Source organism: Rhizobium deserti (assembly GCF_004358025.1).
Taxonomy (GTDB): domain Bacteria; phylum Pseudomonadota; class Alphaproteobacteria; order Rhizobiales; family Rhizobiaceae; genus Neorhizobium; species Neorhizobium deserti.
In genome coordinates this window covers 124,923-131,140 of the sequence record NZ_SMTL01000009.1, presented here as the reverse complement: position 1 = coordinate 131,140, position 6,218 = coordinate 124,923, and the positions used below count along the sequence as shown (strand labels likewise).

The following is a 6,218-nucleotide window of genomic DNA, read 5'->3' as shown; positions in this document are numbered from 1 at the left end:
TCGATCCGCTGCAGATCACGCTCGCTCATCGCTATCAATCCCATCTGCTCGTCTCCGCGTTGCCTAACGCGGGGAGTGTGACACTCTAACTTTGCAGAAACAGGACATTTTAACTTTGCGGCTACAATAACGTATCACATAAGACTTCTTATGGAACGGCTCCTCTGGGATATATGGGCATCTGCCTGCTGTAGCTAATTGATCCTCAACGGCTCAGCGTTCAAAGTAGATCTACAGGATAGATGATGCCAGAATAGTGGGTTGGGTCACCAGCATCATCTCGGAAACAGCGACCAAGGGCAATGACTTGGCGGTAATGTCCCAAGGCATCCAGAACTCGGTATTCGGCCCGATACGGCAAGCCAGTCTTGACCGCATCCGAGATAAGCTTTGCCGCTCCTGCACGGTCTGCAGGATGTAATCTTGCGAGGTAATCACTGATGGGCAAGCCTCGTGTTGTTCTTTCTGATTGAAGACCAAACAGACCCGCAACCGCTGTGTCAGCGTATAGCCGGTCTGACGAAAGGCACCAGCTGTATATCCCCGCTTCCTCGGGTTCTTCCTCAGGGCTGAAAATGCGTACCACTTGATCAAATTGCATATTCATTCTCTGGATCCATAGCGCGTCGGTTCACATTATCATCTTATCCATATAACTAGCTTGAGGCGGAGCAGTTAAACCATTTTACTGTGCCCGTGGTCATGATGAACCCTTTCAAAGCAATGTTGAGCGACCGCATGACCGAAGCCTTACGGATGGTGGCAGCGATTGAATTTGAAAGGGAAGTTCGTCAGGCGCGGTGCTAATCGCGCGGTAACCAAAGTTCAGCAAGCAAAGGATCGATAAACCACTGATAGCAGAAGCTCCAAGCGAGGTCAACTTTTAGTTTATACCAGTCTCTGTCGACGGAGTTCTGCGAGTTAGAAGTTGATGAAGAGGAGGACTTCTTTACTCGTTAACATATGTGATTGAGCTGACCTCCCACAAGCATACCGTGGGAACGGTCGCATGGACGACCAGGAGGAGCGCACATGCAGACTCGTCGTGATTTCTTTCCGCACATCCTTTTCCCGGATGACCTATCTACCTTGGCACTGGCCCAGCAAGGCGCAATGGCTCGGACGGAATGCGCAGATCTCGACCCGAACGAGGTCGCGAGAATTGTATTGCACTTCTACCGGATGGGGCTTGTCGAGGAGAAGGCGCTTTCCGCCGCGACGGGACAGGTCGCCGCCTTGCGACCTTCATGTCGACCGAGTGTCGACGTGGCAACCGCCAAGGACAGTGGAGATAGAGTATAGCATGAGAACCACCAGCAAAGACATTGATGATCAGGCTGAGATGGTTCGGATCATCCCTGAGCTCCGCTCTTTTGCGACGCGTTTTGTGCGTGATCGTGACGAAATGGACAACCTTGTCCAGGAAACCCTTACCCGCGGTCTTGCAACGATAGAGGAACTGAAGCCAGGCACCCCAATGTGGGCCTGGATGTTCACGATCATGCGCAATTCCTTCTGGGCCGGAACCAATAAAGGTGCCGAGCCGTCAGTAGATTAGAAGACCGCACAGGTTAACTTATGTGCTGGCGTCGCGGAAAGATCCCGTATCTACACAAATGATCAGCGGCACCTTTCCGGCCAGCCTTTGACAGAGAGACGGTGCGCTCCCGCCAGGATCAGGAGCAACGCGACATGGCGCGGTATTTCTTTCATATCATGAATGGCCAAGCCATTTTAGACGACATAGGCGTTGAGCTGAGCAATATAGATGACGTCCGCAGGGAAGCGATCCGCGCGTCCGGCCAGATGCTCAGTAACGGCAAGCATGCCTGGAAAGGCCAGGCCTGGCAGATGATCGTAGCGGACGAGGACGGTACGATCATCTTCGGCGTCAATATCTCGATCGACAGACACGGGCTTTAATCGTCGTGCCTTTTATCTTTGGCGGCTTCCGTGAGCAAGTGCAGGCCAGCGAAGATGCAGGTAGGATGGATCGAAATCGGAGTATTCGGCTAGACGTCTCACATTCGGGATGACGATCCGCTCGTTCTTCAGGCTCACCAAGCCAGCTTCGCGCAGTTCCTTTAGGCTTCGATTAGCATGCACGATCGACAGCCCCATCGTATCACTGAGTTCCGCCTGGGTCAGTGGAAGCTCGAAGGAGCCGTCGTCGGTCAAGCCGACCGCTTTCATCCTTTCGTGCAGTTCACAGAACAGGTGGGAGATGCGGTGTGGCGCCGACCGTTGACCGAGGTTGACGAGCCATTCTCGCAAGGTCGCTTCGTCGACCAGCGAGCACATCCAAAGCGCACGGGCAAGCGAGGGTCTGCGCTCCGTCAGCTCCAGTATGGTGCCTGGCGACAGGTAGGCTACGCGGCACGGACTGAGCGTCGCGATACTGTGGTCCATCTTCTTGAGAAGGGCGACGTGCAGGTCGCAGAAATCACCAGGGATCAGATAGGCGAAGATGTGCCGACGACCGTCTGAGGTCACCTTGTAGCGCATGGCAAAGCCAGCGAGTATTAACAGCACATTTTCAGGATTGTCGCCCTCGCTAATGAGATCAATATCGGCATCCACCTCCCTCGTCCGGCTGGAGATCGACTTCAGCCAATCTCGGTCGTCGGGGTGCAGAGGCTCAAAACTGTCTAGCTTTCGCAGAAATGCGTTCGGCACGTTCAGCCTTTCCTGGGCTCGCCTCATAAATAAGCGAATGCATTCTGCTCAAGCCGGTCCTGGCAGACATCTAAGTCAGCCAGAGCATCAGAAAATCCGATTGAATATAAACTATGTAAACCCGCCAGAGCGTTTCGACAATTATTATCAGCCGCGCGTTCAACTCAGGCGATGGAAGTCCGATGACCAAGAAGCTGGAACTCGCGTCTGTTCTTATCCTCGAAAACGAGGAGCTCATCGTACTTGATGTCGAAAACTATCTTCAACTTACAGGCTATGATATCGCGGGGAGCTTTTCCTCCGGTGCCGCGGCAATAGAGTGGCTGAAGGCGCACCGCGCGGACGTCGCACTTCTTGATATTATGTTGCGCGATGGGGAGTCTGCAAAGGTGGCTCGTGCCCTTGAGCAATGCGGGATTCCCTTTGTGGTTCATTCAACCCACACCTATGAAGCAGACGTCCACGATCCGGTCTTCTCGCGAACGCGATGGATATCGAAGCCGAGCTGTCCCGACGAAGTGATCGCTGCCCTTAGATACGCTCTCTACCAATCTGGCCCAGAAGCAGCCGACACCGCGGATCACAATCCAGATCAGAGGGAACAGGACGTTCCTAGGGCCAGTCAACAGGCTTAACGTATCAGGAAGACTATGTGGACGTGCGGCCTCGTAAGAAGTTTGCAGCAGTGAGCTCAGTCAGTGTCGAGGCGGCCGTGCAGGCTCCCGCGGTCCAATCATCGTGTGCTGGTAGCGCTGAGCTAGAGCGTCCTTCAAGGTAGAAGCGCGCGGAGACGGAGGACGGGATGCCGGAACGGACCAAAAACTTTCAAGAAGAGTATTTTGATACTGTCCGTCAGCTAGCGGAAGCCCTCAGCGATTCGGCCATTTACGAACAGGTCGTCTGGAAGGCTGAGTACCTGACCCGCGACACTCACTGGTTCCACTATTATGGCATCATCCGCGGGGGACGTGCATGTAGTATCGGACATGAGTACGATGTCCACAGTCGAGGCGCGCGCAACGTCGATCCAGCGACCTTCGTCAGCACACTGATGGAGTTCGATAAGAACGCTAGGGTGGTGGGCTATGGTGGCAACAAGTCGACAGCAATAGATATCCTTGATGAAATCGACCTCACCGGCGCAGAAAGCGCGGAGATTGTGCGAATTTCCATCCAGACAAGGGAAACCATGTTGTGCGGCCGTCGAGTGATGTCCATGACCGATGTCGCATATGTAGGTTTCGAGCAAAGCGATCAAGGCGACCTTTGCCGACGGCACCTCAAAGCGGACACTACGGTGATTTCACTCAGGTGGTGTCGCGACCGCCGTTTCATCTGCGCGAACCTCATGCCCACTACAGGCGTACCCATTAGGACAGGCTTCCAGTTTTAGCCGCCCCAGTTTAGACCTCGGTTTCGCCGAGTCCGATATCTTACGTCTGCCAGATTGGCCAGAACAACCGCGCAAGTTTGGACACGCCGCCGGCGCGGTGACTGTGCCATTCCTGTTCTTCTTTTCGTGGGAGAAGGCGCGCAACGGTTGCGACCGCCGTTTCAAGCCCGTCGTTCTGGCACATCTTGAAGCGGTCACCGCATGCGGTATGTCGCTGATCGGTCCAAACTTTTGAGCGCCATCTAATCACCCTAGACGAGAAAAATGGAATGTCAGGCAACCCGGACCAGCTCCTGTGCCGGCCGCGGCGTACCCCCGCGATCTAATGGGTTAGCTGGGAGGTCGCCGACGATTGATCAGATCGCCGCCTTCAATCGAGATCGCCTCGACGGAAATCAAGACCTCGTCCGGCCCATAGACCGGATCGGGCAGATCCGTATAGGCGCGGAAGACATCAGTGGCGTTGACAGTACAGGGAACAAAGAGCCTGGCGCTCTGGTTAGAGAAATACGGAAACTCAACGAGCATGAGGATGAACTTTGAGCCGGCAAACACCCAGTCGATACTTTCTGCATCAGGAGGATGACCAGTCCTGGTCCATAGCAGACAGGGAAATCGTGGAAGTGGAGCCAGATCATCGAATGGTCAGCGGGCTCAACGAGGCACGCGCAGTCGATCTATCAAAACAGCTAAACCTCGCATCCACTGGGCGGGCGGAGCCCGCTACTGTTCCCGAATGAAAGCAATACCGATCAGCAGGCGATGCCACCTAGAGCCAATAGCGCGCGCCTCCACCCCCCACACCAGTCAGTGAATTGTGCTATCCGTCTCGTAGTCATTGTTCAGGCTTTGAGCTAAAGCGCGTGCAAATATCTGTTGCAGCCGAACCAAAGAAACCCCAGAAATGCTGCAGGGAAGCGCCGTGTCTACGTCAACCACGCTCCAGGTGCCATCAGGGTCCTTCACGGTACGATATCTGGGAAGAGACTTGATCATCTGTCGCTCTTCGAGTTTCGCGCCAGCGTGATCATCCAGGGCGATTGGCGGTGGAGCAACATAGCGCAGAAGAGACTATCCGGCTACCCCGCTCCCAATTCCAGCTAGTCTCCTGCCATTCATCGAACCTCACGCAGCTCGCAAAGGTCTCCGCCAACCCAAAAGGTAAGGGAGCCGGATCACGCGGTTGTCTAGGCGGCCCGGTCCGGGTCGCAGCCGTACCCGAAAGAGGCTCGGGTGCGCCCTGCACCGATCCGTTCCAACCCCCGCACTATATTGCCTCGAGGGGCAGAACGGTCGATCGCATGGACGTCGTCGTCTCGATGGACCGTCCCACATCGCCGTCCAGAAGTTGCTGGAAGGGCCGCGGCTCCAGCTTTCCCGGATTCGCATAGGGGTTTCCGAACGCGAAGATGAAAAACAGGATGACGCCGGAGTAGGCCCCGAACAGGCCGAGAAGGACGAGGTGTGTCCGGGACGGGCGATACACATAGAAGGCGGCCGATACGATGATCAGTCCTATGATTGCAGGCGCCCAGAACAGACCGGAAAAGCGGCTCACAGTCGGTGCTTCTCGAACTTGTCTAAACCGGGCGATCGCGGTCACTCTGTCCTTCATCCGCCCGCTCAGATATCGTTCGCGCTCGGTGGCGGGGGCAAGGTCCAACAGCGTGCCGTACACATGCTCCCACGCCTGCCAAGCCTTTGGGGACAGCCCCTCGTGTCGAGCAAGACTATCCCATTCCTCATTCACCACCGTCGCCACGTACCGGGCTAGTCCTTGTTGAACCGGAACCACGACCTCGCCTCCGTAGCGGCGGGCGTCGTTGAAAACGTCCGATATGGCGACGGCCTCGTCGAGCAGGGTCGATCTAACCCCCTTGTAGTCGTCCAGCTCCTGCGCGTAGACAAGGCCGAGGATGAGGCTGTGCAGCGTCGCCACCCTTACCGCGACATTGCCGGCAACCTCAAGCGTGCGGTCACCTTCGTTGCCTGGATGAAGAAGAGCGCGCGCGACAAGGTAGCTCGCCAGCACCAGGCAGACGGTGGCGACAACGAATCCGACGCCCGCGGCGATCGATGAAAGAAGGTCGGCTGCTGAGTCCATGCGCCACAATCGCGCATGCGTTGGACATGCGCAACCGAGTGGGTG

Annotated in this window: 9 protein-coding genes; 5 read left to right on the top strand and 4 right to left on the bottom strand. The window is 55.9% G+C overall.

What is annotated here, in order from left to right:
- Positions 1 to 220: 220 nt before the first annotated feature.
- Positions 221 to 607, bottom strand: coding sequence for a PAS domain-containing protein (locus tag E2F50_RS22270; RefSeq protein WP_133318385.1), 387 nt, complete (start codon positions 605 to 607; stop codon positions 221 to 223).
- Between the two features lie 425 nt (positions 608 to 1,032).
- Here E2F50_RS22270 and E2F50_RS23055 point away from each other — a divergent pair, with 425 nt between their 5' ends.
- From E2F50_RS23055 to E2F50_RS22260, 3 genes are all read left to right on the top strand, one after another.
- Positions 1,033 to 1,302: a hypothetical protein gene (locus E2F50_RS23055; RefSeq protein WP_161974322.1), complete on the top strand. Its 270-nt coding sequence runs from the start codon at positions 1,033 to 1,035 to the stop codon at positions 1,300 to 1,302.
- A 1-nt stretch (position 1,303) separates the two neighbouring features.
- Complete coding sequence (locus E2F50_RS23050) at positions 1,304 to 1,558, top strand: sigma factor (RefSeq protein ID WP_161974320.1); 255 nt, start codon at positions 1,304 to 1,306, stop codon at positions 1,556 to 1,558.
- A 134-nt stretch (positions 1,559 to 1,692) separates the two neighbouring features.
- On the top strand, positions 1,693 to 1,923 hold the full coding sequence (locus tag E2F50_RS22260; protein ID WP_133318383.1) for a DUF6894 family protein: 231 nt from the start codon (positions 1,693 to 1,695) through the stop codon (positions 1,921 to 1,923).
- A 12-nt stretch (positions 1,924 to 1,935) separates the two neighbouring features.
- Here E2F50_RS22260 and E2F50_RS22255 read toward each other — a convergent pair whose 3' ends face one another.
- Positions 1,936 to 2,676, bottom strand: coding sequence for a Crp/Fnr family transcriptional regulator (locus tag E2F50_RS22255; RefSeq protein ID WP_133318382.1), 741 nt, complete (start codon positions 2,674 to 2,676; stop codon positions 1,936 to 1,938).
- A gap of 182 nt (positions 2,677 to 2,858) precedes the next feature.
- Between E2F50_RS22255 and E2F50_RS22250 the strand changes: the two genes are divergently transcribed.
- Both E2F50_RS22250 and E2F50_RS22245 read left to right on the top strand, forming a co-directional pair.
- Positions 2,859 to 3,311 (top strand): response regulator, encoded by a 453-nt coding sequence (locus E2F50_RS22250; protein WP_133318381.1) that lies wholly within the window; start codon positions 2,859 to 2,861, stop codon positions 3,309 to 3,311.
- 167 nt (positions 3,312 to 3,478) lie between these two features.
- The gene (locus tag E2F50_RS22245; RefSeq protein WP_133318380.1) at positions 3,479 to 4,069 is read left to right on the top strand and encodes a hypothetical protein; all 591 of its coding nucleotides are present in this window, start codon (positions 3,479 to 3,481) and stop codon (positions 4,067 to 4,069) included.
- A gap of 330 nt (positions 4,070 to 4,399) precedes the next feature.
- On the opposite strand, the gene E2F50_RS23290 is transcribed toward E2F50_RS22245, so the two are convergent.
- Both E2F50_RS23290 and E2F50_RS22235 read right to left on the bottom strand, forming a co-directional pair.
- Positions 4,400 to 4,597, bottom strand: coding sequence for a hypothetical protein (locus E2F50_RS23290; protein WP_202615501.1), 198 nt, complete (start codon positions 4,595 to 4,597; stop codon positions 4,400 to 4,402).
- A 739-nt stretch (positions 4,598 to 5,336) separates the two neighbouring features.
- Entirely contained in the window at positions 5,337 to 6,173 is an 837-nt protein-coding gene (locus tag E2F50_RS22235) for a bestrophin-like domain (RefSeq protein WP_133318379.1), read from the bottom strand.
- Positions 6,174 to 6,218: the final 45 nt, after the last annotated feature.

What these genes read in the sequence shown, in the direction of transcription:
- E2F50_RS22270 (WP_133318385.1), bottom strand. Translation starts at nt 607, where the DNA reads ATGAATATGCAATTTGATCAAGTGGTACGCATTTTCAGCCCTGAGGAA.
- E2F50_RS23055 (WP_161974322.1), top strand. Translation starts at nt 1,033, where the DNA reads ATGCAGACTCGTCGTGATTTCTTTCCGCACATCCTTTTCCCGGATGAC.
- E2F50_RS23050 (WP_161974320.1), top strand. Translation starts at nt 1,304, where the DNA reads ATGAGAACCACCAGCAAAGACATTGATGATCAGGCTGAGATGGTTCGG.
- E2F50_RS22260 (WP_133318383.1), top strand. Translation starts at nt 1,693, where the DNA reads ATGGCGCGGTATTTCTTTCATATCATGAATGGCCAAGCCATTTTAGAC.
- E2F50_RS22250 (WP_133318381.1), top strand. Translation starts at nt 2,859, where the DNA reads ATGACCAAGAAGCTGGAACTCGCGTCTGTTCTTATCCTCGAAAACGAG.
- E2F50_RS22245 (WP_133318380.1), top strand. Translation starts at nt 3,479, where the DNA reads ATGCCGGAACGGACCAAAAACTTTCAAGAAGAGTATTTTGATACTGTC.
- E2F50_RS23290 (WP_202615501.1), bottom strand. Translation starts at nt 4,597, where the DNA reads ATGCTCGTTGAGTTTCCGTATTTCTCTAACCAGAGCGCCAGGCTCTTT.
- E2F50_RS22235 (WP_133318379.1), bottom strand. Translation starts at nt 6,173, where the DNA reads ATGGACTCAGCAGCCGACCTTCTTTCATCGATCGCCGCGGGCGTCGGA.